The following is a 24,714-nucleotide window of genomic DNA, read 5'->3' on the forward strand; positions in this document are numbered from 1 at the left end:
CTCTTTAATAAAAACTTCGCATAGAGTACGCAAAAAGTGCGCTGTAATCCATTTAACCGCCCGTTTTCAGACAGTAGCCCGGCGTTGCGTGGCGCTCGACCCATGAGATCATTTTACCCGCAATATCGACCCCGGTGGTTTTTTCCACCCCTTCCAGTCCCGGTGAGGCATTCACCTCCATCACCAACGGCCCGCGCGTCGCCCGCAGTAAATCAACACCCGCCACATCCAGCCCCAGCGTTTGCGCCGCCTTCACGGCAATCTCACGCTCGCGATCGCTGATATCCGCGACTCTCGCCACGCCGCCACGGTGCAGATTAGAGCGGAAGTCGCCCTCTTTTGCCTGACGTTCGATGGCCGCGACCACCTCGTTACCGACAACAAAACAGCGAATGTCGCGCCCTTTGGCTTCTTCAATGTACTCCTGCACCAGAATATGGGCATTCAGCCCACGAAAGGCGTCAATCACGCTTTCCGCCGCCTGCCGCGTTTCGGCCAGCACCACACCAATGCCCTGAGTGCCTTCCACCAGCTTGATCACTAACGGCGCGCCACCCACCATATCGATTAAATCGCTGGTGTCGTCCGGTGAATGCGCAATGCCGGTAACCGGAAGATCGATTCCCTGCCGGGCAAGCAATTGCAGCGAACGGAGCTTATCGCGGGCCCGAGATATCGCAACGGATTCATTGAGCGGATAACTGCCCAGCATCTCAAACTGGCGCAACGCGGCCGTGCCGTAATAGGTTATCTGGGAGCCGATGCGGGGGATAACCGCATCAAAATGCGGGAGCTTGCGGCCTTTGTAATGAATCGATGAGGCAGCAGGATCAATGTTCATATAGCAGGACATCGGATCGAGGATCTCAACCTGATGCCCCCGTTTTGCCGCCGCTTCTCGCAGGCGTTTACATGAATAGAGCGTTCCATCCCGGGACAAAATGGCAATTTTCACCCTGCACCTCTCTAAAGACATGGAAAAAGCCTGCGTATCATACACGCAGGCAGGCGCAGGATGAATGGGCTATCGTGTCGCCCAGCCCTGTTTGTGCAGATAGTCGAGAATAAACGGGCGATTCTCTTTAATGATGGTGCGACGAATGTGGTCACTCCAGGTATCGCGACGGTTATTGCTGTCGCGCGTCATGTAGTAGTGCGCCAGCTCTTCATCGTATTGCGCCAGCACATCCTGATCGACAGGCTGGTAGTGGTTTTCATGCACCAGCATCGCCGCAGGCAGGCGCGGCTTGAGGTCCGGGTTATCCGCAGGCCAGCCAAGGCACAGGCCAAACAGGGGCAGAACATGTTTTGGCAGCTTCAGCAGTTCGGTAACGCTTTCGATATTGTTACGCAGCCCACCGATGTACACGCCGCCCAGCCCCAGCGATTCCGCCGCCGTGAAGGCGTTTTGCGCCATCAGCGCAGTGTCCACCACACCCAGCAGCAGCTGTTCGGCAAGGCCAAGCTCGGCTTGCGGGCAGATCTGCAGGTGGCGGTTAAAATCGGCGCAGAACACCCAGAACTCGGCTGCCTGTGCCACATGCTTTTGTCCACCGGTGAGGGTCACCAGTTGTTCACGCATTGCCGGGTCGGTAATACGAATAATGGAGCTGCACTGCAGGAAGCTGGAGCTGGATGTCGCCCTTGCACTGTCAATAATGGCTTCACGCTGCGCCGGCGTTATCGGCTCGTCGGTGAAGTGGCGAATTGAACGATGGGAACGTAGCAGGTCTATGGTTGGCGTCATCTTGTCTCTCTTTGTCTTGCGTGAATCATATCGCAGCCAGTATAGGCAATGATGCGCGCGATGTAATTGGCGAAACATAGCTGAGAGGTATTATAACGACAGGCGAAACCTTCTTTAATGACGGCAGGTTATCGGGCACTATAGACCCATTCGCCGTCAGGCTTGTTTTCGAGGAGAGAGAAATGTTTGCAGTAATTTTTGGTCGTCCAGGGTGCCCTTACTGTGTGCGCGCGAAAGAGCTGGCTGAGAAACTGACCGAAGAGCGTGATGATTTTAACTTCCGTTATGTTGATATCCACGCGGAAGGGATCAGCAAAGCCGATCTGGAAAAAACCGTGGGTAAACCGGTTGAAACCGTACCGCAGATTTTCCTCGATCAGAAACACATCGGCGGTTGCACAGACTTTGAAGCATACGCTAAAGAGCATCTGGGCCTGTTTGCCGCTCAGTAATGCTAAGACGCCCTCACCCTGAGGGCGTTTTTATTTGTGCTGTCTGCGCCGGGCCAACATGCTGTGGACAAACAAAAAGCATAGCGCCCCCAGTGCGCACCAGAAGACGCCACTCAGCAACCACGCCAGCTCCTGCCAGAAACTTCGCGTTGAAATATACAGTGACCGCATCAGCAGCAGACACAGCGGCGCTGCAAGTATTGCGCCCAGTAACGGTTTCACCACTTCCCCCCGGCGGGAGAGAAAACTGGCAGCAGCCCCTGGCAGGGTGAAAAAGAGCAACCCCAGCTCGGGATGACCCGACGCCCTGAACGCCCCCTTCACATTAAAAGCGAGGGACATGCAAACGACAATGAACAGCAAAAAGCAGCTGATCACCCCCGCCCAGTTTCGTTTAATGTTCAAACTATCCTCCTGACTTATCTCTATCAAATACACTTTCGTCGGGTAGACGCCCAGTCAGATAAAGCAATGCGGCAATCCTTGCCAAAGTACACACAGGGTGAAGCGATAATAGGTGGCTGTCAGTAGCTAATACGATTAAACTAACCGCCAGCTAATGTTTTAGGGAATAAAGCTGGAAACAGGGAGCGTTAAAGCCTTTCCCTGACCCAGAAAACAGTAGCCCAAAAAGCCCTTTCATTCAACAACTTACTGGTAAACAAGAAGTTAGCCTCCGTGAATATAAACGTCGCAGACTTGTTAAATGGGAATTACATCCTGTTATTATTTGTGGTACTGGCGCTGGGCCTTTGCCTGGGTAAATTGCGCCTTGGTTCGGTTCAACTTGGTAATTCCATTGGCGTTTTAGTCGTCTCACTATTATTAGGCCAGCAGCATTTCAGCATTAACACGGACGCGCTCAACTTAGGCTTTATGCTGTTTATTTTTTGTGTTGGTGTGGAAGCCGGGCCCAACTTTTTTTCAATTTTCTTCCGCGACGGCAAAAATTATCTGATGCTGGCGCTGGTCATGGTCGGCAGCGCGCTGCTGATCGCCTTAGGGCTGGGTAAACTGTTTGGCTGGGATATCGGGCTGACGGCCGGTATGCTCGCCGGCTCGATGACCTCCACGCCGGTGCTGGTGGGTGCAGGCGATACCCTGCGCCACTCCGGCATGGCCGGTGCGCAACTCTCTACCGCACTCGACCACCTGAGCCTGGGCTATGCCCTGACCTATCTGATTGGTCTGGTGAGCCTGATTGTGGGCGCCCGCTACCTGCCAAAACTGCAGCACCAGGATTTGCAGACCAGCGCTCAGCAAATTGCCCGCGAACGCGGTCTGGACACCGACAGCAAGCGTAAAGTCTATCTGCCCGTGATTCGCGCCTACCGCGTTGGGCCCGAGCTGGTTGCATGGGCGGACGGGAAAAACCTCCGCGAGCTGGGGATTTACCGCCAGACAGGCTGCTATATCGAACGTATTCGCCGTAACGGCATTCTGGCAAACCCGGACGGCGACGCCGTGCTGCAGATGGGCGATGACATTGCCCTGGTTGGTTACCCGGATGCCCACGCCCGCCTCGACCCGAGCTTCCGCAACGGTAAAGAGGTGTTTGACCGCGATCTGCTCGATATGCGTATCGTCACCGAAGAGATTGTGGTGAAAAACCATAACGCCGTCGGCCGTCGTCTGGCGCAGCTGAAGCTGACCGATCATGGTTGCTTCCTCAACCGCGTGATCCGCAGCCAGATTGAGATGCCAATTGACGACAACGTCGTGCTGAACAAAGGCGACGTTCTGCAGGTCAGCGGCGATGCGCGACGCGTTAAAACCGTTGCAGACCGCATCGGCTTTATCTCTATTCACAGCCAGGTCACCGACCTGCTGGCCTTCTGCGCCTTCTTTATCGTTGGCCTGATGATCGGGATGATCACCTTCCAGTTCAGCAACTTTAGCTTTGGCATCGGTAACGCTGCCGGGCTGCTGTTCGCCGGCATCATGCTGGGCTTCCTGCGAGCGAACCACCCGACCTTCGGCTACATTCCGCAGGGTGCGCTCAATATGGTGAAAGAGTTTGGTCTGATGGTCTTTATGGCGGGCGTCGGCTTAAGCGCCGGTAGCGGCATTGGCCACAGCCTGGGGGCTGTTGGCTGGCAGATGTTGGTTTCCGGACTTATCGTCAGCCTGGTACCGGTAGTGATTTGCTTCCTGTTCGGTGCTTATGTGCTTCGCATGAACCGCGCCCTGCTCTTCGGGGCAATGATGGGGGCCCGTACCTGCGCCCCGGCAATGGAAATTATCAGTGATACCGCACGCAGCAATATTCCTGCGCTGGGCTATGCGGGCACCTACGCTATCGCTAACGTACTGCTTACGTTGGCGGGTACGCTGATCATCATCATCTGGCCTGGACTCGGATAACTCTTAAGTTCTGCGCACGACGAAAAAATTTTCGTTACGCGCAGAACTTTTTTATCAGGGGGCAGTCATAACTATTGCCACTGCTTTTCTTTGATGTCCCCAATTTGTGGAGCCCATCAACCCCGCCGTTTTGGTTCAAGGTTGATGGGTTTTTTGTTGCCTGAAATTCCCCTCTTCAACATTCCGCCTTCTCTCTCCCCACCCAAACATATATGATTAACCATATATATAACCAACCGCAGGAAAGCCGATGCTACATCCGGTCCAACTTTTCAAAGCCCTCTCCGACGAGACCCGCCTGTCCATCGTCATGCTTCTGCGCGAAGCCGGGGAACTGTGCGTCTGCGATCTCTGTTCCGCCACGGCTGAATCACAGCCCAAGGTATCGCGCCATATGGCACTGCTGCGTGAATCTGGGCTGGTGAGCGATCGCCGGGAGGGGAAATGGGTTTATTACCGTTTGTCCCCCACTATGCCGGCATGGGCTGCCACCGTGATTGAGAACAGCTGGAATTGCTTGCGGGAAGAGACCCGCACAAAGCTGAAAAACCGCCTTCCGGGCGCGTGTTAAAACACATTCATAAAAACAGATATAACGGAGTTCACGATGTTTCTGGCTGGGGCAATTTTTCTGTTTACACTGGTGCTGGTCATCTGGCAGCCCAGAGGGTTAAGTATCGGCTGGAGCGCCACGATGGGCGCTGTACTGGCGCTGGCCAGCGGCGTGATCCACATTAACGATATTCCGGTGGTGTGGAATATTGTCTGGAACGCGACGGCCACGTTTATCGCCGTCATCATCATCAGCCTGCTGCTTGATGAGTCCGGATTTTTCGAGTGGGCGGCGCTGCACGTGGCCCGCTGGGGTAATGGCAAGGGCCGGTTACTGTTTACGTATATCGTTCTGCTGGGTGCGGCCGTTGCGGCGCTTTTTGCCAACGACGGCGCGGCGCTTATCCTCACGCCCATCGTTATCGCCATGCTGCTCGCCCTCGGGTTCAGCAAGCAGGCCACGCTGACGTTTGTCATGGCGGCTGGATTTATCGCCGACACTGCCAGCCTGCCGCTGATCGTTTCGAACCTGGTCAATATCGTATCGGCAGACTTCTTCTCGCTGGGGTTCAGCGAATACGCCTCGGTGATGATCCCCGTGGATCTGGCCGCGATTGCGGCCACGCTGGTGATGCTGCACCTGTTCTTTCGAAAGGACATTCCGCCGACATACGACCTGTCAAAACTCCGCGAGCCTTCCCGCGCGATTAACGATCTTCCAACCTTCAGAACGGGCTGGATTGTTCTGTTACTGCTCCTTGTCGGGTTCTTTGTACTTGAACCGCTCGGCATTCCGGTCAGTGCTATCGCGACAGCAGGCGCGTTGATTTTGTTTGCGGTTGCAAAGCGCGGGCATGCCATTAATACGGGAAAAGTGCTTCGTGGCGCACCGTGGCAGATCGTTATCTTCTCGCTGGGGATGTACCTGGTGGTGTATGGCCTGCGCAATGCCGGGCTGACGGAGTATCTGTCAGGGGTTCTCAATCTCCTCGCCGGGCATGGCCTGTGGGCCACCACGCTCGGTACCGGGTTCATCACGGCGTTCCTGTCATCCATAATGAACAATATGCCGACCGTCCTGATTGGGGCACTGTCTGTCGATGGCAGCACGGCATCGGGTGTGATTGAGGACGCGATGATTTATGCCAACGTCATTGGCTGCGACCTGGGTCCGAAGATCACGCCTATCGGCAGCCTGGCCACCCTGCTCTGGCTCCATGTCCTGGCGCAGAAAAACATGACGATCACCTGGGGCTATTATTTCCGGACAGGCATCATCATGACGTTGCCGGTTCTGTTTGTGACGCTCGCCGCGCTGGCGTTACGTCTCTCCTTCACACTGTAATGAGTAACGGATATGAGCCATATCACCATTTACCACAATCCAGCCTGCGGCACCTCACGCAACACGCTGGAGATGATCCGCAACAGCGGCACTGAACCCGAAATTATTCTGTACCTCGAGAACCCACCGTCTCGTGATGAACTGACCAGACTGATTGCTGAGATGGGGATTTCCGTGCGGGATTTGCTGCGCAAAAATGTCGAACCTTATGAACAGCTGGGCCTCGCCGGGGACCAGTTTACCGACGACCAGCTTATCGATTCTATGCTGCAGCATCCGATCCTGATTAACCGTCCGATCGTGGTGACGCCGCTGGGCACTCGCCTGTGCCGCCCTTCCGAAGTCGTACTCGATATCCTGCCTGATGCACAGAAAGGGGCGTTTACGAAAGAAGATGGCGAAGCGGTGGTGGACGCCAGCGGAAAAAAAATCTCCGGCAGCTAATCCGCTGATAGTGATGCCGTAAGTCTTGTCAGCCACATCCCCTGCCCCGTGGCGGAGTTGCATCCGTCGTCACCCGACCCATAATTTGATGGACCGGTCTGGTGAGGGGATGCAGGTATGAGTCTCAAAAATAAAACCGCCGTTATCTTTGGTGGCAGCGGCGCTATTGGCAGCGCCACTGCGTACGCGCTCGCCCGTGAAGGGGCAACGGTCTACCTCGCGGCACGCGATCAGGCCAGGCTGGAGCACGTCGCTAACCGCATTCACGCCGTTGGCGGGTCAGCCCGGCTGTTTGTTTTCGATGCTCTCGATGCCGATGCGACGCTCCCGGACGTTGCCGGCATTGATATCGTCGTGAATGCCACGGGCTTTATGCATGACCAGGGTAAACGCCTCGACGCATTAACGCTCAGTGAATTCAGACAGGGGTTCGACCCTTTTCTGGCCGCCTATTTCAACATCGCCAAAGCTGTCGCACCCCGTATGGGCGGTGAGCGTGCCGGAACGCTTATCACCGTCGTTGCTCCGGCTGCAAATATGGCGATGCCGGGACATCTCGGGCATATCATCGGCTGTGCGGGAACGGAAGCGTTAACCCGTGCGCTCGCGGCGGAGCTGGGGGCAAAGAATATTCGTGTCCTGTGCGTGCGTTCGCATGCGATAGCCGACGCGGTTCAGGCCGGTTCCGGTGTGGGTGACCTGTTCGCCATCAAGGCGCAGGCGATGGGCATCACCGTGGAGCAGTTTCTGGAGGACGCGGCACAGAGCACGATGCTGAATCGCCTGCCGACGCTGGAGCAAGTGGCAGACACCATCGCGTTTCTGGCGTCAGATGCAGCCGGTGCCATCACGGGCACAACGGTAAACATGACGGCTGGCGCGACCACAATCTAACGTCCGCTCTCGCCCGCAATCCTGCCGACCATCGCCCGGATCTCCTCCCGGGTGAGCGGGGCTCTGTCGGTCACAAAATGCAGCGTCATCCCTTCGATAAAGGCATCCAGCGCGCGGGTGGTCACCGGGTCGAACCACTGCTCAAGCGTGGTCTGGCTCATCTTCATCCAGTCCTGCATTACCGTTTTGAGCGCCGCACTGCGGTGCATAAAAGCATAGAGCTGGTACATCAGCGCCATATTCTGCGGCGTCGTGACCTGCGAACTGTGGATCAGCGTGGTGATGGATTCGCACGCCATTTCTGGCCCGGTCACGCCGGCGAAGAAATCCCGATACTGCTGCGACATCTGCCGGGTAAACCACGTAAAGGCCTCTTCCAGCAGCGACTCCATACCGTCAAAATAGTAGGTCATCGACCCCAGCGGCACGCCCGCGCAGGTGGCGATTTTCCGGTGCGTCACGGCATGAATACCGTGCTCTGCAATGGTGTCCAGGGTCGCCTGCAGGATCTTCTCCCGGCGTTGAGGATCGTTCGGTGCTCTGCTCATAAATTCCCCACGTGGTTTGTGTACAAATGTACACAAACTTGCTAGTGTTGTCGCTATTGTTGTACTTCCGGTGCTGACTTCAATGACTCTGACCTCCCCCCGTAGAACTCTGCAACTGCGCATGTGGGCGCTGTTTATGTTCTTCTTTATTCCCGGTCTGCTGATGGCCTCATGGGCCACGCGAACCCCGGCCATTCGCGATATTTTATCCGTCTCAACGGCCGAGATGGGCATCGTGCTGTTTGGCCTGTCGATAGGCTCCATGAGCGGTATTCTGTGCTCCGCGTGGCTTGTCAAACGCTTCGGTACACGGGCGGTCATCCGCACCACCATGTGCTGTGCCGTGTTCGGGATGCTGGTGCTGAGCGTGGCGCTGTGGCTTGCCTCGCCGGTGCTGTTTGCCCTTGGGCTGACGGTGTTTGGCGGCAGCTTCGGTGCCGCTGAAGTGGCCATTAACGTTGAAGGGGCATCGGTTGAACGTGAGATGAATAAAACCGTACTGCCGATGATGCATGGCTTTTACAGCCTTGGCACGCTGGCCGGTGCGGGTGTGGGGATGGCGCTGACGGCCTCGGGCGTCGCCGCGAACCTGCATATTCTGCTGGCCGCACTGGTATGTATTATCCCCATTCTGACCGGTATCCGGGCGATCCCTGACGGCACCGGCAAGAACACCTCTGACGAACACGCCACCGCGGAAAAAGGGCTGCCGTTTTACCGCGACATTCAGCTGATGCTGATCGGCGTGGTGGTGCTGGCGATGGCCTTTGCGGAAGGGTCCGCTAACGACTGGCTGCCGCTGCTGATGGTTGACGGCCACGGTTTTAGTCCAACCTCCGGTTCCCTGATCTACGCCGGTTTCACCCTCGGGATGACCGTTGGGCGCTTTACCGGTGGCTGGTTTATTGACCGCTACAGCCGCGTGGCGGTGGTGCGTGCCAGCGCCCTGCTGGGCGGGCTGGGGATTGCGATGATCATCTTTGTGGACGTGGACTGGATTGCCGGCGTGTCGGTGATCCTCTGGGGTCTGGGGGCATCGCTTGGCTTCCCGCTCACCATTTCAGCCGCCAGCGATACTGGCCCGGATGCACCGACCCGCGTCAGCGTGGTGGCCACCACGGGCTACCTCGCCTTCCTGGTGGGGCCACCGTTGCTCGGCTTCCTCGGTGAGCACTACGGGCTGCGCAGCGCCATGCTGGTGGTGTTAGGGTTAGTGATCATCGCAGCGCTGGTAGCGCGCGCGGTCGCGAAGCCGGAAACGGAACAAACGACACTGGAGAAGGGATATGAGCGTTAAACTGATCGCCGTCGACATGGACGGCACGTTTCTGAGCGATGCCAAAACCTATAACCGCCCGCGTTTTCTGGCGCAATATGCACGAATGAAAGCGCAAGGCATTCGCTTTGCGGTTGCCAGCGGCAACCAGTACTACCAGCTGATTTCCTTTTTCCCGGAGATTGCCCATGAAATTGCGTTTGTCGCGGAAAATGGCGGCTGGGTGGTCAGCGCCGGGGAAGATGTCTTTAACGGTGAACTGTCGAAGACGCACTTCGACACCGTTGCCGCCGTGTTAAACGATGTGCCGGGCATTGAGATTATCGCCTGCGGAAAAAGCAGCGCCTATACGCTGAAGCACTATGACGACGGCTTTAAGGATATCGCGGCAAAGTACTACCACCGTCTCGAAATGGTGAGTGATTTCGGCAACCTGAACGATATTTTCTTCAAATTCGGGCTTAACGTCTCTGACGACGACATCCCGCGTATTCAGGCGATGCTGCACGAAAAGCTGAACGATATTATGGTGCCCGTCACGACCGGCCACGGCAGTATCGACCTCATCATCCCCGGGGTGCATAAAGCCAACGGTCTGCGAATACTGCAAAAGCGCTGGGGCATTAATGACAGCGAAGTGGTGGCTTTTGGCGATAGCGGGAACGACGTAGAAATGTTGCGCCAGTCAGGGTTCAGCTTTGCGATGGCAAACGCCAGGCCGCATATTAAGGCGGTGGCGCGCTTTGAAGCCCCGCACAATAACGACGAAGGCGTGCTGGATGTAATTGATAAGGTGTTGAACGGCGAAGCGCCGTTTTATTAACGCCACCATGGCCCTCTCCCGCCGGGAGAGGGAAAACAGCTTACGGCTGTAAAGCATTCCCGACGCGTTTATCCTTCAGGAACACCACGATAAGCCCAACCCACAGCACGCCGTTAGCCAGATTAAACAGGCTGAACAGACCGTTGCCGCCAAATGCGTAGGCGTGTTTGCTCACCTCGATACCGACGGTGAAAATCAGCATTTGCAACATGCCCATCGCCGCTGACACCGTACCTTTGCTCATCTCGCTGGCAAACAGCGTCAGGCGCACCAGTCCGGCATTCGCCACACCGATACCGAACGCGTAAACGCTTAATCCTGCGGTCATCCACAGATACGCATGGGACGACACCACTGTCGCGACCGCCGCCAGAACCAGCCCGGCAGCAATGGGCCAGCCGCCCATAATGATCAAGGCACGCACCGTACGGCGGGATGTGAGACGCGCCAGCACCAGGTTACCGATAATCAGCGCGCCAAAAATCGGCACCTGCAGCAGGCCATACTCATAGCTGCTGAGCTGCTCGCCGCTGATGATAATGACCGGCGACTGGGCAATCCACGCCAGCAGAGGCAGGCTAACAAACCCCGTCGCCAGCGCGCCCGCCACAAAGCGGCCGTTCTTCAGCACTTCTTTGTAATCCCGGCCCAGCTCTTTTAGCGACAGTTTCTCACCCAGACGGGTAGCGGTTTCCGGCATCGCGCGGTGCAGGCCAAAGAAAGCGACGGCGGCCAGCACGGCAAACAGCACGAACATCCCTTCCCACGGCGCAACGTGTACCCAGGCAGCGCCCACCAGCGGCCCCAGCAGGGGCGCGATCAGCGCCACGTTCGCCATCAGCGCGGTAATCTTGATACACACCGCTTCCTCAAACGACTCCTGGATGGCGGCATACCCGACAGCACCGATAAAGCAGAGGCTCACCCCCTGCAGGAAGCGCAGCAGGGTAAATTGCTCAATATTTTGCGCCAGCAGCGTGGCGAGGCAGGTCACGATAAACCACACCACGCCCGTCAGCATCACCGGACGACGGCCAATACGATCCGACAGCGGCCCTAACAGCCACTGCAAAAACATGCCGCCAGCCAGATAGGCGGTCATGGAGGTCGGTACCCATTCGATCCCTGCGTTGTACTGTTCAACAACGGCCAGCATGCCGGGCTGGATCATATCGTTGCCGATGTAAGTAGAGAATTCGTAGAGCACCAGACACAAGGGGAAAAGCAACGCCTGACGACCCAGACGTGAACCAGAAGAAGAACGGTTTAACATGCAATCTCTTTATCGTGACAAAATCGCGACGAGTGTAATGAAATGCCCTGGCCCGAGATAGTGATTTATCCAGAAGAAACAGAAATAAAGCACATATCGTCTTTGTTTAAGGTTTCCTTAAGTTGACAGATTTATGATAGCCCCATTTCTCGTCAACGACTCCGGATTATGGCACCCACTTCCAGCCGTTCAGAATTGTCTAACTTACAGACAAATAAGACAAAACGACTTTACCGTCTACCACCCCGCTTTTATGGTTATCAGCTTTTAATACTGATAGCCCTTGCCGTGCTGTTTACCTGGCTATCCCGCGATGAAACGCTCGACAGATGGATCACCGGTTTATGGTATGACGCGGCTGCTCACCGTTTTCCACTGCAGCAAGACCACCTGCTGGACCTGCTGAACCATCGACTGGCGAAGTACATCGCCATCGCCGCAGGTGCTGTTGCGCTCATTTATGGCGCGTTCAGGCGCAATGCGAGACTGGTCACGGCCGCGCTGCTGATGGGGCTTGGCGCGCTGGTGGTTGGCGTACTGAAAAGCATAAGCCATCACAGCTGCCCGTGGGATCTGGTGGAGTATGGCGGTAAGGCCGTTTCTTATCCGCTGTTCAGTGCCGCTCCCGCTGACAGCGGTCCGGGGCGCTGTTTCCCCGGCGGTCATGCCTCCAGCGGCTTTATGGTGATGGGACTGTTCTTTGCCTTCTGGCGCGAGCGTCCGCGTCTTGCCTGGTGCTTCGTCGTACTGGGCGTCGTTTTAGGTCTGGCGATGGGTTACGGCCAGGTCATGCGCGGGGCGCATTTTTTCTCTCACAACCTGTGGGCTGGGTGGTGGGTCTGGTTTTCCCAGTTGGTGGTCTACGGTCTGGTCTCCACCTGGTTTGCTAAAGAGTGACAACGCTATGTTAGAGAATTTGAATTACCAGCTGTTTTATCTCATCAACGCCACTCCGGCCTCGCCAGAGTGGATGATTGATTTCGCCACCTTCCTGGCAAAAGATCTGATCAGTATCGTGCCGGTGCTGGCGGCGATCCTCTGGCTGTGGGGGCCGAGAAGCCAGGTGAAGGCGCAGCGTCAGCTGGTAATTAAGATGGCGATGGCCCTCGGGATTAGCGTGCTGGTCAGCTACATTCTGGGCTTGACGTTCCCGCACGACCGCCCCTTCGTCGACCACGCGGGGTATACCTTCCTGCACCATGCCCCGGATGACTCGTTCCCAAGCGATCACGGGACGGTTATCTTTACTTTCGCGCTGGCCTTCCTGTTCTGGCATCGTCTGTGGTCGGGTGCGGTGCTGATGGTGGTGGCCGGGGCTATCGCCTGGTCTCGCGTTTATCTCGGCGTCCACTGGCCGATGGATATGGTGGGGGGGTTGCTGGTCGGTCTCATCGGCTGCGTCAGCGCAGCGATCCTGTGGAATCTCTTCGGTGAAGCGCTCTACCGCGGCCTGTCTTATCTGTATCGCACCCTTTTTGCTATCCCGATCCGCAAAGGCTGGATACGTGACTAACCCCAGTCTGACAGGTTACACTTGAACCCCCGCCCTGCGGGGGTTCACTTTTTTATCCCGAGGAACTATGGAAACACGTCGCGATGACCGCATTGCTCAGCTGATACAGGCGCTGAAGCGCAGTGATAAGCTTCATCTTAAGGAAGCCGCCAGTCTCCTCGGGGTCTCTGAGATGACCATTCGCCGGGATCTGAACAGCGAGAGCGCGCCTGTTGTGCTGCTGGGCGGATACATTGTGCTTGAGCCGCGCAGCGCCAGCCATTATCTAATCAGCGACCAAAAGACGCGCCTGGTGGAAGAGAAACGCAAAGCCGCCCGGCTTGCGGCCTCGCTGGTGCAGCCGCATCAGACGCTGTTTTTTGACTGCGGCACCACCACGCCGTGGATAATCGAAGCGATCGACAGCAGCATCCCGTTTACGGCGGTGTGTTACTCGCTGAATACCTTTCTGGCACTGCAGGAGAAACCCGAGTGCCGGGTGATCCTCTGTGGCGGTGAGTTTCACGCCAGCAACGCCATCTTTAAGCCGCTGAATCTGCAGGATACGCTCAGCAACGTATGTCCGGATATCGCGTTTTATTCCGCAGCGGGGGTCACTGTCCGTCAGGGAGCAACCTGCTTTAACCTGGAAGAGTTGCCGGTCAAGCACTGGGCATTAAGCGCCGCGCAGTACCATGTGCTGGTGGTCGATCACAGCAAGTTTGGCAAGGTTCGTCCGGCAAGAATGGGTGAGTTATCGCGCTTTGACGCCATCGTCAGCGATTGCCGTCCGGATGAAGAGACCGTGGCCTACGCGAAAGCGCAGCAGGTGAAGTTGATGTACTGAGTCAGGTGCAGAGGTCATGCCGGGTGGCGCGATGCCACCCGGCAATGGAGGCTTAACTGAACCAGCTGCCAAACCATCCGTGGAATTTCATCATGACGAAGTCCCACATCCGGCTAAAGAAACCGCCCTCTTCTACCGCTTCCATCACAATCAGCGGACGCTGTTCAATCGATTTGCCATTAAGCTGGAAATCAATCGTCCCGACCACCTGGCCTTTTTTCAGCGGCGCGGTGAGCTGGCTGTCGGTCAGGGTGTAGCTGGCTTTCAGGTTTTTCAGCTGACCACGGGGAATGGTCACCGACCCGCCTTCACCCGCCCCCAGGTTCACTTCACTCTTGTCACCAAACCAGACGCGCTGGCTGATGAACGTGGCATCCGGTTTAATGGGCGTGACGGTTTCATAGAAGCGGAAACCCCAGGTCAGCAATTTTTCTGATTCATTAAAACGAATGCGGTCGGTTTTGGTGCCCAGCACGACCGAGATCAGGCGCATATCGCCCTGAGTTGCGGAAGCGACCAGGTTATAACCCGCGCCGGCCGTGGTGCCGGTCTTCATACCGTCGACGTTGACGTTACTGCTCCACAGCAGACGGTTACGGTTCGGCTGGCGGATTTTGTTGAAGGTAAACTCTTTCTCTTTGTGGATGGCATATTCATCCGGCACGTCGTGGATCAACGCTTTGCCTAACAGCGCCATGTCGCGCGCGGTACTGAACTGACCCGGCGCATCAAGGCCGTGCACGGTTTTAAAGGTGGTATTGGTCAGGCCCAGTTTTTGCGCGTAGCCGTTCATCAGGCCAATAAAGGAGTCCTGGCTGCCCGCAACGAAATCGGCCAGCGCAATACAGGCATCGTTACCGGACTGGATAATGACCCCTTTATTCAAATCAGACACTGACACCTGATCGCCGGGTTTGAGGAACATCACCGATGACCCACGCAGCGCCGGGTTACCGGTCGCCCAGGCGTCCTTCCCAATGGTGACCATATCGTCAAGCTTGATTTTGCCCGCTTTCAGCGCCTGACCCACCACATAGCTGGTCATGATTTTCGTCAGGCTTGCCGGGTCAAGTTTCTCATCCGCATTGCCTTCCGCCAGCACTTTACCACTGGAATAATCCATCAGGATCCAGGCGCGCGCATCCACAGGCGGCGCTTCGGGCGCAGCCTGTTCCGCTGCGTAGAGAGTTGGTACAAACAGGAAAAGGAGCGCAGAGCCTGCCGCCAGGCTGCGCAGAGAAGTCATTTTTCGCGTCATAAATGCCACCCGAGTGTCCATTCAAAAATTACGTCACATCACCGTGTCGCAAGAAGCGATGAGTAATAGCGCACTAAAACGGTTAAAGAAACCTAACCAAGGTAAAGTTATTAAAGTTTATGCAATAACATTCAGATACGCTTTGATTCAGGCGATTTTTTTGTCTTCTGTTGCGTAATTGTTAGGTTTATCTCACCATGGCAAATCGCTGGCGTTGATTCACATCTCAGGTTATTTGACTATTTCGGGAGTTTCTATGATTACGCTGTGGGGCAGGAACAATTCAACCAACGTTAAGAAAGTCCTCTGGACGCTGGAGGAGCTGGATTTACCGTTTAAGCAGGTGATGGCAGGTTTGCAGTTTGGGGTAAATAAAGATGCCGACTATCTGGCCATGAACCCAAACGGTCTGGTGCCCTTGCTGCGCGACGAAGAGACCGACGTGACGCTGTGGGAGTCCAACACCATCGTGCGTTACCTCGCGGCACAGTATGGTCAGAGCCGCCTGTGGGTGGACAGTCCTGCCCAACGCGCTCAGGGTGAAAAGTGGATGGACTGGGCAAACCAGACGCTCTCCCCCGCACACCGCGTGATCCTGATGGGGCTTGTCAGAACCCCCGAAGCTGACCGCGACTATCCTGCCATTCATGCAGCCCAGGACACCTGTGAAAACCTGTTTGCGATGATGGACGACGAACTGGCGAAGCATCCGTGGTTCTCAGGCGAACGCTTCGGCGTAGGCGATATTGCCGTTGCGCCATTCATCTGGAACCTGACCAACATTGACGTTACCTGGACGCCGCGCCCGCACCTTGAGCGCTGGCTGAAGCAACTGAGCGAGCGCCCGGCATACCGTCACGTGGTGATGATCCCGGTGACCTGATTACGATCCGGACGGGCTGACTTTCAACAGTTGCCCGTCCGTCTCATCGGTCAGGACATACAGATACCCATCCGGCCCCACCCGCACATCGCGAATGCGCTGGTCTCTGTCACCTAAAATTCGCCCCTTCTCGGTAACCGTGTTGCCCTCCACGCTCAGCACGATAACGTCTTTCTCCTTCAGCGCCCCGACGAACAGCGTGTTTTTCCACTGCGGGAATACGTCACTGTTGTAAAACGCCATCCCGCTCACGGCGGGGGACACTTTCCAGACAAACAGCGGCTTTTCCGTTCCCTCGACGTGCTCGCCCTGGGCTTCCGGGATCTTCAGGCCGCTGTAGTTGATACCGTGCGTCGCCAGCGGCCAGCCGTAGTTTTTGCCTTTCTCCGGGATATTGATTTCATCCCCGCCGCGCGGACCGTGCTCGTTAAGCCATAGCGTGTCGCTCCAGGGGTTCATCGCCATCCCCTGCGGATTACGAATGCCGTAAGACCAGATTTCGGGCCGTGCGCCGGGAGTGTTCACAAACGGATTATCGGCAGGCACTTTGCCGTCCTCCGTCAGGCGCACAACTTTGCCCTGCAGTTTATCCAGATCCTGCGCCGTCGGACGCTGGTTGTTCTCGCCCAGACCAATAAACAGATGGCCTTTGCCGTCGAAGACCAGTCGGCCACCGAAATGGTTACCGGTGGACAGTTTCGGCATCTGACGGAAGACCACCTGGAAACCTTCAATTCGGGAGAGATCATCGCTTAAGCGGCCATAGCCAACCGCCGTTCCCGCTTTGCCGTCATTCCCCGCCTCGGCATAGCTCAGCCAGACGCGGCGCGATTTTTCAAAATCCGGGGCGAGTGCCACGTCCAGCAACCCGCCCTGGCCGTTTGCCCAGACCTTGGGTACGCCGACGATCGGGTCGGAAAGCCCTTTTCCTGCCTGCCAGTGCTTTAACTGGCCTCCCTTAAGGGTCACCAGCAGCCCTTTATTGTCCGGCAGGAACGCCATCGACCAGGGATGATCGAGCCGGTTTTGCACAACGTCGACTTTTACCGCGTCAGGGGCGGCGAGGAGAGAAATCGGGAAAAATAACGCAGGCAGGAAAATCAGCGAAGATCGATGCATAACGCGCTCCTTTATCGGTTTATGGCATAAAGGTTAGCCACTGGGTCCGGGCACGTTATCACTTTTACAAAAGCTTAATCAGAAGGGGGAGTTGCCTCCCCCGGTGTCAGTGTTGTTCAAGCGTCTCGTGCTTGTTCAGACACATGATGCATAGAGAGAGCGTGGTCAGGCAGTTTTCAAGCTTCTCCGCGTTAACAGCGATAAAATTCGGGCAGTCGTGGCGTCCGTTCATCAAACATACCCCTGCAATGGAGAGCACCTCGGCGGCGCGGCGCAGCGCAACGAGTTCGCTTTCGGCGTATTCCGCTTTCAGGACGGGTGCTTTTTCACGCATGAAGTTGCAAAGTTCAAAGAGATTATCACGCAGATGTTCGCTTTCGCTGACTGACATATACCCTTTTGCCTTCCTCAACTGCAGGTACGCGGCAAGGTCGATTCGGGCATTGATCAGCTTGTTAAGCAGATCGCGTTTCAGTCTGTCAACGGACATGCTCTTTCCTCCTCTGTCAGTCATTGTGCACATTCAGAATAAGGTTATTTTTTGTACAGTTTAATGCCTGAGATCAATAATTCTTAACTGATTAACATTATTTACAATGTTACAACCTTCTCGCCGGTCATCCGCCTCGCAAAGAGTGTATAAATCCCCCGCGGAACGCTGTAAAATCCCGCCCTGATAACTCCATAATTGATGAATTTTTAACCTATGAGCAATGTTACGCACCAGCCTAAAATCGGCTTCGTCTCCCTGGGCTGCCCAAAAAACCTGGTGGATTCTGAACGCATCCTGACCGAACTGCGCACCGAGGGCTATGACGTGGTGCCAAGCTACGACAACGCCGACATGGTGATCGTTAACACCTGTGGGTTTATCGACAGCGCGGTTCAGGAGTCACTGGAAGCCATCGGTGAAGCCCTGACGGAAAACGGCAAAGTGATTGTGACCGGCTGTCTGGGCGCGAAAGTGGACCAGATCCGCGAAGTGCACCCGAAAGTGCTGGAGATCACCGGCCCGCACAGCTACGAGCAGGTACTGGAGCATGTTCATCACTATGTCCCTAAACCTAAGCACAATCCGTTCCTGAGCCTGGTGCCAGAACAGGGCGTGAAGCTGACCCCGCGTCACTATGCGTACCTGAAAATTTCCGAAGGCTGCAACCATCGCTGCACCTTCTGCATTATCCCGTCCATGCGTGGCGATTTGGTCAGCCGTCCGATTGGTGAAGTGCTGGCAGAAGCCAAACGTCTGGCAGACGCAGGCGTTAAAGAGCTGCTGGTCATTTCTCAGGATACCTCGGCCTATGGCGTCGACGTGAAGCATCGCTCTGGTTTCCACAACGGTGAGCCGGTGAAAACCAGCATGGTTGGCCTGTGCGAACAGCTTGCCAAACTGGGTATCTGGACACGTCTGCATTACGTCTACCCGTATCCGCACGTTGACGATGTCATCCCGCTGATGGCAGAAGGGAAAATTCTTCCGTATCTGGATATCCCGCTGCAGCACGCCAGCCCGCGTATTCTGAAGCTGATGAAGCGTCCTGGCTCCGTCGATCGCCAGCTGGCGCGCATCAAACAGTGGCGTGAAATCTGCCCGGACCTGACCCTGCGTTCCACCTTCATCGTGGGCTTCCCGGGTGAAACCGAAGAAGATTTCCAGATGCTGCTCGACTTCCTGAAAGAAGCACGTCTGGACCGCGTAGGCTGCTTCAAATACAGCCCGGTCGAAGGCGCGACCGCCAACGAACTGGCGGATCAGGTTCCGGAAGAGGTGAAAGAAGAGCGCTGGAACCGCTTCATGCAGCTGCAACAGCAGATCTCTGCTGAACGTCTGCAGGAAAAAGTGGGCCGCGAAATTCTGGTCATCATCGATGAAGTGGACGAAGAAGGCGCAATTGGCCGCAGCATGGCGGACGCCCCTGAAATCGACGGCGCGGTCTACCTGAACGGCGAAACCAGCGTTAAGCCGGGCGATATTGTCCGCGTGAAAGTTGAAAACGCCGACGAGTATGATTTGTGGGGAAGCCGGGTTTAACGGCGTTTACCCTTCCCTTCACCCTCTCCCGCCGGGAGAGGGTTTCCATCCTACCCCTTAATCCTCGGATCCAGCGCGTCGCGTAACCCATCACCCAGCAGGTTAAACGCCAGCACGGTCAGGAAAATGGCCAGGCTCGGGAAGATGGCCACGTGCGGTGCAATGACCATGTCCGCTCTTGCTTCATTCAGCATCGCGCCCCACTCCGGCGTAGGCGGTTGCGCACCCAGCCCCAGAAACGACAGGCTGGCCGCCGAGATAATCGACACGCCGATACGCATGGTAAAATAGACCACGATAGACGACACCGTCCCCGGCAGAATATGGCTGAACAGGATAGTGGCATCGCTGGCCCCCATGCTGCGCGCAGACTCAATAAAGGTTTGCTGTTTGAGCACCAGCGTGTTGCCTCGTACCAGACGCGCAAACGCCGGTATTGAGAAGACCGCAACCGCAATAATGACGTTAGCCATACCGCTGCCCATTATCGCCACTACCGCAATCGCCAGCAGAATGCCCGGGAAGGCAAACAACACGTCGCAGATACGCATGATAATGCGGTCCCACCAGCCTTCGTAATATCCGGCGACCAGACCCAGCACGGTGCCGATTGCCGCGCCAATCAGTACCGCAAAAACCCCGGCGGCGAGAGAGATCTGCGCCCCCACCAGCACGCGGCTGAAGATGTCGCGCCCAAGCGAGTCCACGCCGAACCAGTGCAGCATCGACGGTCCATCATTGAGACGGTCGTAATCAAAATAGTTTTCCGCATCAAACGGTGCTACCCACGGCGCAATGACCGCCACCACAATCAGCAGCAGGACAAACAGCCCCGCCGTCATGGCGACCGGCTGACGGCGAAAACGCCGCCAGAATTCAGACCACGGCGTGCGGATATGGTCCGGCTTTAGCCCCGGCATAGCGTTTAACATGGCCTGACGACGCCAGTTCAACAATCGCATTTTACTTATACCTGATGGCCGGGTTAATGGCGGCGTAGAGCACATCCACCACTAAGTTGATAAGAATAAATTCCAGTGAGAAAAGCAGGACTTCGGCCTGAATAACCGGGTAATCACGCATTTCGACTGAATCCACCAAAAGACGTCCCAGCCCCGGCCAGTTAAAGACCTTCTCCACCACAATCGAGCCGCCCAGCAGGAAACCAAACTGGAGCCCCATCATCGTCACCACCGGGATCATCGCGTTACGAAAGCCGTGTTTGAGGATGACCCATTTCTCGCTGACCCCTTTCGCCCGGGCGGTGCGAATATAATCTTCGCTCAGCACGTCAACGAACGAGGCGCGGGTAAAGCGGGCCATCACGGCAGCAACAGCCGCGCCCAGCGTCATTGAGGGCAGAATGTAGTGTTTCCAGGTGTCGGCCCCGACCGTCGGCAGCCAGCCCAGCTCCACGGAGAATATCTGCATCAGCAGCATCCCCAGTGCAAATGCCGGGAAGGAAATGCCCGTGACGGCCAGAGCCATACCGAGCTTATCCGGCCAGCGGTTGCGCCAGACGGCAGCGACAATTCCTGCGCCAAGACCGAACAGCACCGCCCAGCTCATGCTGGCAATGGTTAACCAGAACGTGGGCATAAAGCGGCTGGCAATCTCTTCCGACACCGGACGACGTGACACCATAGAAGTGCCAAAGTCACCCTGCAGAACGTTGCCAATATAGTGGAGAAACTGCATATACAAAGGCTGGTCGAGGCCCAGTTGTTTTCGCACCAGCGCGATAACCGTTGCATCCGCATCTGACCCTGCAACCAGACGTGCCGGATCGCCCGGCAGCATATGAACAAACAAAAACACCAGCACCGCCACAATCAGCAGCGTCGGGATAAGCCCCAACAGGCGTTTACAAACATAATTCAGCATGCCTTTCCCTCTCATCCCACAGGCAGTGGCCTGCGGGCATGAGTATTATTTTAAATCTGCTTCATCAAAGCTAAAGCCCGTATCCGGCATGATGTAGAATCCGGTCAGCGCTTTGTTATGCGCGGAAACCAGTTTTTCCACCACCAGCGGTACCCACGGCGACTCTTTCCAGATGGTATCCTGCGCCTCTTTATACAGGCGCGCTTTCTCTTCCGGTTTGGTCGTTTTCAGGGCATCCGCCAGGTCTTTATCCACCTTCGGGTTGCTGTAGAAGGCGGTGTTGAACAGGGTCGGCGGCCAGTTCTGTGAGGCAAACAGCGGCGACAGCGCCCAGTCCGCTTCACCGGTAGAGGCCGACCAGCCGGTGTAGAACATCCGTACGCCGCTCTCTTTCTGCCCTTTCCCTTCCACCTCAGCCGCACGCTGACCGGCATCCATCGCGGTGACCTGCGCCTTGATACCTACCTGTGCCAGCTGCTGCTGGGTAAATTGCAGCACCTTCTGAGCGGTACTGTGATTATGCGACGACCAGAGCGTGGTGCTAAAGCCGTTCGGGAAGCCCGCCTCTTTTAACAGCTCACGCGCTTTGGCCGGATCGTAAGGCCACGGTTGATAGTTTTGCGAATAGGCGATCGCCGGAGGCAGCACGCCGGTAGCCGGCGTGGCATAGCCAGCAAAGGCGACTTTTACCAGCGCCTGGCGGTTAATGGCGTAGTTGATGGCCTCACGCACTTTTGGGTTATCAAACGGCTTTTGCGTCACGTTCATGCTGATATAGCGCTGCATAATGGACGGGCTGGCGACCAGCTCCAGCTTGCTGTTTTTCTGCAGAATGGCGGCTTGCTCATAGGGGATCGGGAACGCGAACTGCGCCTCGCCGGTCTGCAGCATCGCCGCGCGGGTGTTGTTGTCCACCACCGGACGCCAGGTAATGGTGTCCAGCTTCGGCAGGCCCGGCTGCCAGTAACCCGCAAACTTCTTAACCTTCACAAAGTCGGTCTGGTTCCAGGTGAGCAGCTCGTAGGGGCCGGTACCCACCGGATGGAACCCGATCTCTTTGCCGTATTTTTTCAGCGCGGCGGGCGAAATCATCGCCGTGGCCGGATGCGCCAGAATATTGATAAACGCCGAGAACGGCTCTTTCAGGGTGATCTTCACCGTCGTCGGGTCGACCACCTCGGTGCTGGCGATGTTTTTATACAGGTTGTAGCGCTTGAGGCTATTTTCCGGGTTGCTGGCGCGATCGAGGTTTATCTTCACCGCCTCCGCGTTGAAATCTGTACCGTCCTGGAACTTCACGCCGGTTCTGAGCTTAATGGTATACACCAGCCCGTCGCTGGAAACGGTATACCCTTCCGCCAGCACATTTTTAAGTTTCATCTCGCTATCCAGGCCAAACAGCCCCTGATAGAACGATTTCGCCACCGCCTGGGAGAGCGTGTCGTTGGCATCATACGGATCCAGCGTGGTGAAATTGGAACCGACGGCGACCACCACATCTTTGGCAGCGAACGCCGGCGCGGCGGCCAGGGCTGCCGTCACGCTCGCGGCGAGTAACCATCTGCGCGCTACAAATTTAACCATTGTGTTCTCCTGCCTGTTTTAAGTTATAACCGCGAGAATGCATTGTCCTGACGCGGAGGGGCCACAAAATGCCCCGGGCCAACCTCGCGCAGCGCCACGCGCTCCACCGCCTCGCCCCGTTTACGAATATTGCTCGGCATTTCGTCCTGCAACAGCACACGCTGGCCGTGGCGATGCTCAGGGTCGGCAACCGGCACTGCGGCGATAAGCTTGCGTGTGTAAGGGTGCTGTGGATTTTCAAATACCGCCCTGCGCGGTCCTATCTCCACAATTTGTCCCATAAACATCACCGCGACACGGTGGCTGATACGCTCAACCACCGCCATGTCGTGGGAGATAAAGAGGAAGGCAATCCCCATATCCCGCTGCAGGTCGAGCAGTAAATTAATGATTTGCGCCCGGATAGAGACATCCAGCGCCGAGACGGATTCATCTGCAATCACCACTTTCGGGTTAAGTGCCAGCGCGCGGGCAATGCAAATACGCTGCCGCTGACCGCCCGAAAACTCGTGCGGATAACGCCAGGCATGTTCTGGCTTCAGCCCCACGCGCTCAAGCAGCCAGGCCACCCGACGCTGCGCGGCTTCACCGTCGAGCAGGTTATGCACCCGCAGCGGCTCCATAAGCGAATACCCCACCGTGTGGCGCGGGTCGAGGGAGGCATACGGATCCTGGAAAATAAACTGGATATCTCGCCTTACCGCCTGCAGTTTGCTGTCCGGAAGGGTATCAATGCGCTCCCCGTTAAAGGTTATGCTGCCCTCCTGGGACTCCACCAGCCTGAGCAGCGCCCGCCCGGTGGTGGATTTGCCGCAGCCTGACTCTCCCACCAGCGCCAGCGTTTCGCCTGGCCATAAATCAAAACTGACGTTTTCAACCGCATGCACCTCGCGCTTCACGCGGTTAAACATTCCGCTGCGCAGGGGAAAACGGGTCACCAGATCGCGCACTTCCAGAATCGGCTTTCCGGGTACCACGGTATCCTGCTCGATTTCATCTTCCTGCTGGCCTACCGCTTCGAGAGAAATCAACGGGAACCGGCGCGGTAAATCGCTGCCGTTCATCGCCCCCAACCGCGGAACCGCCGCCAGCAGCGCTTTGGTGTAAGGATGAACCGGCGCATGGAAAATCTGCTCAACCATGCCGGTTTCCACGGCGTTGCCCTTATGCATGACCAGCACGCGATCGGCAATATCGGCGACCACGCCCATATCGTGGGTGATGAAAATCACCCCCATCTCCATCTCCTGCTGCAGCACTTTGATAAGCTGCAGAATTTGCGCCTGAATAGTCACATCCAGTGCCGTCGTGGGTTCGTCGGCAATCAGCACCGCGGGACGGCAGGAGAGCGCCATCGCAATCATGACGCGCTGACGCATACCGCCAGAAAGCTGATGCGGGTAGCGTCCCAGAATGGCCTGCGCTTCCGGTATGCGTACCAGGTCGAGCATGCGTTTCGCTTCACGAAGCGCCTCATCACCGCTCAACCCCTGATGCAGGCGGATGGACTCGGCAATCTGTTCCCCGACCGGAAAGACCGGGTTCAGCGAGGTCATCGGCTCCTGGAAGATCATCGCAATATCGGCCCCGCGCACGCTCTGCATCTGCGAGGCGCTCAGCTCATTTAAATCAATGACCTGGTGGTTACGCCGGCGCAGCAGCATTTTTTCGCAGCTGACCTGTCCGCCGGTCTGTTCCAGCAGACGCATCAGCGCCAGTGCGGTGACCGATTTCCCTGAACCGGACTCGCCCACAATCGCCAGCGTTTCGCCGCGGTTGAGCGAGAACGATAAATTCTGTACTGCGGGGATGAACTGCCGCTCTTCCTGAAACGCAATATTCAGTTGATGGACAGCCAGCACTTCACGGTTGTCCAGCTCTTCACTGTGCGGCACGC

At 56.6% G+C, this 24,714-nt stretch carries 25 protein-coding genes; 13 read left to right on the forward strand and 12 right to left on the reverse strand.

Annotated features, from left to right (window positions below; genetic code table 11):
• Positions 1-52 precede the first annotated feature (52 nt).
• A complete protein-coding gene (gene rimK / locus L466_RS06100; protein WP_020884872.1) occupies positions 53-955 on the reverse strand; it encodes a 30S ribosomal protein S6--L-glutamate ligase in 903 nt (300 codons plus the stop codon).
• 69 nt (positions 956-1,024) lie between these two features.
• Positions 1,025-1,747, reverse strand: a complete 723-nt coding sequence (nfsA, locus tag L466_RS06095; RefSeq protein WP_025204598.1) for a nitroreductase NfsA — start codon at positions 1,745-1,747, stop codon at positions 1,025-1,027.
• Positions 1,748-1,929: 182 nt separating this feature from the next.
• On the opposite strand from nfsA, the gene L466_RS06090 reads away from it, so the two are divergent.
• Complete coding sequence (locus L466_RS06090) at positions 1,930-2,199, forward strand: GrxA family glutaredoxin (RefSeq protein ID WP_014169305.1); 270 nt, start codon at positions 1,930-1,932, stop codon at positions 2,197-2,199.
• Positions 2,200-2,229: 30 nt separating this feature from the next.
• Here L466_RS06090 and L466_RS06085 read toward each other — a convergent pair whose 3' ends face one another.
• On the reverse strand, positions 2,230-2,604 hold the full coding sequence (locus tag L466_RS06085; RefSeq protein ID WP_020884874.1) for an inner membrane protein YbjM: 375 nt from the start codon (positions 2,602-2,604) through the stop codon (positions 2,230-2,232).
• Positions 2,605-2,877: 273 nt separating this feature from the next.
• Between L466_RS06085 and L466_RS06080 the strand changes: the two genes are divergently transcribed.
• The 5 genes from L466_RS06080 (at position 2,878) to L466_RS06060 (ending at position 7,798) form a co-directional block, all read left to right on the forward strand.
• Positions 2,878-4,563, forward strand: coding sequence for an aspartate:alanine antiporter (locus tag L466_RS06080; protein WP_014169303.1), 1,686 nt, complete (start codon positions 2,878-2,880; stop codon positions 4,561-4,563).
• Between the two features lie 250 nt (positions 4,564-4,813).
• A complete protein-coding gene (locus L466_RS06075) occupies positions 4,814-5,134 on the forward strand; it encodes a metalloregulator ArsR/SmtB family transcription factor (RefSeq protein ID WP_032681361.1) in 321 nt (106 codons plus the stop codon).
• A 36-nt stretch (positions 5,135-5,170) separates the two neighbouring features.
• On the forward strand, positions 5,171-6,460 hold the full coding sequence (locus L466_RS06070; RefSeq protein WP_032681362.1) for an arsenic transporter: 1,290 nt from the start codon (positions 5,171-5,173) through the stop codon (positions 6,458-6,460).
• 12 nt (positions 6,461-6,472) lie between these two features.
• Positions 6,473-6,904: a glutaredoxin-dependent arsenate reductase gene (gene arsC, locus L466_RS06065; RefSeq protein WP_032681363.1), complete on the forward strand. Its 432-nt coding sequence runs from the start codon at positions 6,473-6,475 to the stop codon at positions 6,902-6,904.
• A gap of 117 nt (positions 6,905-7,021) precedes the next feature.
• A complete protein-coding gene (locus L466_RS06060) occupies positions 7,022-7,798 on the forward strand; it encodes an SDR family NAD(P)-dependent oxidoreductase (protein ID WP_032681365.1) in 777 nt (258 codons plus the stop codon).
• Here L466_RS06060 and L466_RS06055 read toward each other — a convergent pair.
• Positions 7,795-8,346, reverse strand: coding sequence for a TetR/AcrR family transcriptional regulator (locus L466_RS06055; RefSeq protein WP_020884879.1), 552 nt, complete (start codon positions 8,344-8,346; stop codon positions 7,795-7,797). The genes L466_RS06060 and L466_RS06055 overlap by 4 nt on opposite strands.
• Positions 8,347-8,428: 82 nt before the next feature.
• Between L466_RS06055 and L466_RS06050 the strand changes: the two genes are divergently transcribed.
• Positions 8,429-9,643, forward strand: coding sequence for an MFS transporter (locus tag L466_RS06050; RefSeq protein ID WP_032677755.1), 1,215 nt, complete (start codon positions 8,429-8,431; stop codon positions 9,641-9,643).
• Complete coding sequence (locus L466_RS06045; RefSeq protein WP_032681366.1) at positions 9,633-10,445, forward strand: Cof-type HAD-IIB family hydrolase; 813 nt, start codon at positions 9,633-9,635, stop codon at positions 10,443-10,445. The genes L466_RS06050 and L466_RS06045 overlap by 11 nt, the downstream gene beginning before the upstream one ends.
• Positions 10,446-10,485: 40 nt before the next feature.
• Here the strand turns inward: L466_RS06045 and L466_RS06040 are convergent, their stop codons facing one another.
• Complete coding sequence (locus L466_RS06040) at positions 10,486-11,718, reverse strand: MFS transporter (RefSeq protein WP_014169295.1); 1,233 nt, start codon at positions 11,716-11,718, stop codon at positions 10,486-10,488.
• 168 nt (positions 11,719-11,886) lie between these two features.
• On the opposite strand from L466_RS06040, the gene L466_RS06035 reads away from it, so the two are divergent.
• From L466_RS06035 to deoR, 3 genes are all read left to right on the forward strand, one after another.
• The gene (locus L466_RS06035) at positions 11,887-12,615 is read left to right on the forward strand and encodes a phosphatase PAP2 family protein (protein ID WP_014169294.1); all 729 of its coding nucleotides are present in this window, start codon (positions 11,887-11,889) and stop codon (positions 12,613-12,615) included.
• Positions 12,616-12,622: 7 nt separating this feature from the next.
• On the forward strand, positions 12,623-13,231 hold the full coding sequence (ybjG, locus tag L466_RS06030) for an undecaprenyl-diphosphate phosphatase (RefSeq protein WP_032681367.1): 609 nt from the start codon (positions 12,623-12,625) through the stop codon (positions 13,229-13,231).
• Positions 13,232-13,298: 67 nt separating this feature from the next.
• Complete coding sequence (gene deoR / locus L466_RS06025; protein WP_014169292.1) at positions 13,299-14,057, forward strand: DNA-binding transcriptional repressor DeoR; 759 nt, start codon at positions 13,299-13,301, stop codon at positions 14,055-14,057.
• A gap of 52 nt (positions 14,058-14,109) precedes the next feature.
• Here the strand turns inward: deoR and dacC are convergent, their stop codons facing one another.
• Positions 14,110-15,315: a serine-type D-Ala-D-Ala carboxypeptidase gene (dacC, locus tag L466_RS06020; RefSeq protein ID WP_032682040.1), complete on the reverse strand. Its 1,206-nt coding sequence runs from the start codon at positions 15,313-15,315 to the stop codon at positions 14,110-14,112.
• A gap of 256 nt (positions 15,316-15,571) precedes the next feature.
• Between dacC and L466_RS06015 the strand changes: the two genes are divergently transcribed.
• The gene (locus L466_RS06015; RefSeq protein ID WP_032681369.1) at positions 15,572-16,198 is read left to right on the forward strand and encodes a glutathione S-transferase family protein; all 627 of its coding nucleotides are present in this window, start codon (positions 15,572-15,574) and stop codon (positions 16,196-16,198) included.
• Here the strand turns inward: L466_RS06015 and L466_RS06010 are convergent, their stop codons facing one another.
• Positions 16,199-17,317 carry a PQQ-dependent sugar dehydrogenase gene (locus tag L466_RS06010; RefSeq protein ID WP_014169289.1) on the reverse strand — a complete coding sequence of 373 codons (1,119 nt, stop codon included), beginning with the start codon at positions 17,315-17,317 and terminating at the stop codon, positions 16,199-16,201. It lies immediately after the preceding gene.
• A 106-nt stretch (positions 17,318-17,423) separates the two neighbouring features.
• Complete coding sequence (gene bssR / locus L466_RS06005) at positions 17,424-17,807, reverse strand: biofilm formation regulator BssR (RefSeq protein WP_020884887.1); 384 nt, start codon at positions 17,805-17,807, stop codon at positions 17,424-17,426.
• A gap of 216 nt (positions 17,808-18,023) precedes the next feature.
• Here bssR and rimO point away from each other — a divergent pair, with 216 nt between their 5' ends.
• Entirely contained in the window at positions 18,024-19,349 is a 1,326-nt protein-coding gene (gene rimO / locus L466_RS06000) for a 30S ribosomal protein S12 methylthiotransferase RimO (protein WP_014169287.1), read from the forward strand.
• 50 nt (positions 19,350-19,399) lie between these two features.
• Here the strand turns inward: rimO and gsiD are convergent, their stop codons facing one another.
• From gsiD to gsiA, 4 genes are read right to left on the reverse strand one after another with little or no spacing between them, the layout of a single operon-like run.
• A complete protein-coding gene (gene gsiD, locus L466_RS05995) occupies positions 19,400-20,311 on the reverse strand; it encodes a glutathione ABC transporter permease GsiD (protein ID WP_020884888.1) in 912 nt (303 codons plus the stop codon).
• Between the two features lies 1 nt (position 20,312).
• Complete coding sequence (gene gsiC, locus L466_RS05990; RefSeq protein WP_020884889.1) at positions 20,313-21,233, reverse strand: glutathione ABC transporter permease GsiC; 921 nt, start codon at positions 21,231-21,233, stop codon at positions 20,313-20,315.
• A gap of 45 nt (positions 21,234-21,278) precedes the next feature.
• Positions 21,279-22,817: a glutathione ABC transporter substrate-binding protein GsiB gene (gsiB, locus tag L466_RS05985; protein ID WP_032681370.1), complete on the reverse strand. Its 1,539-nt coding sequence runs from the start codon at positions 22,815-22,817 to the stop codon at positions 21,279-21,281.
• Positions 22,818-22,840: 23 nt separating this feature from the next.
• The gene (gsiA, locus tag L466_RS05980) at positions 22,841-24,712 is read right to left on the reverse strand and encodes a glutathione ABC transporter ATP-binding protein GsiA (RefSeq protein ID WP_032681371.1); all 1,872 of its coding nucleotides are present in this window, start codon (positions 24,710-24,712) and stop codon (positions 22,841-22,843) included.
• Between the last annotated feature and the right edge of the window lie 2 nt (positions 24,713-24,714).

This window comes from Enterobacter sp. BIDMC 30 (assembly GCF_000534355.1).
Taxonomy (GTDB): domain Bacteria; phylum Pseudomonadota; class Gammaproteobacteria; order Enterobacterales; family Enterobacteriaceae; genus Enterobacter; species Enterobacter ludwigii.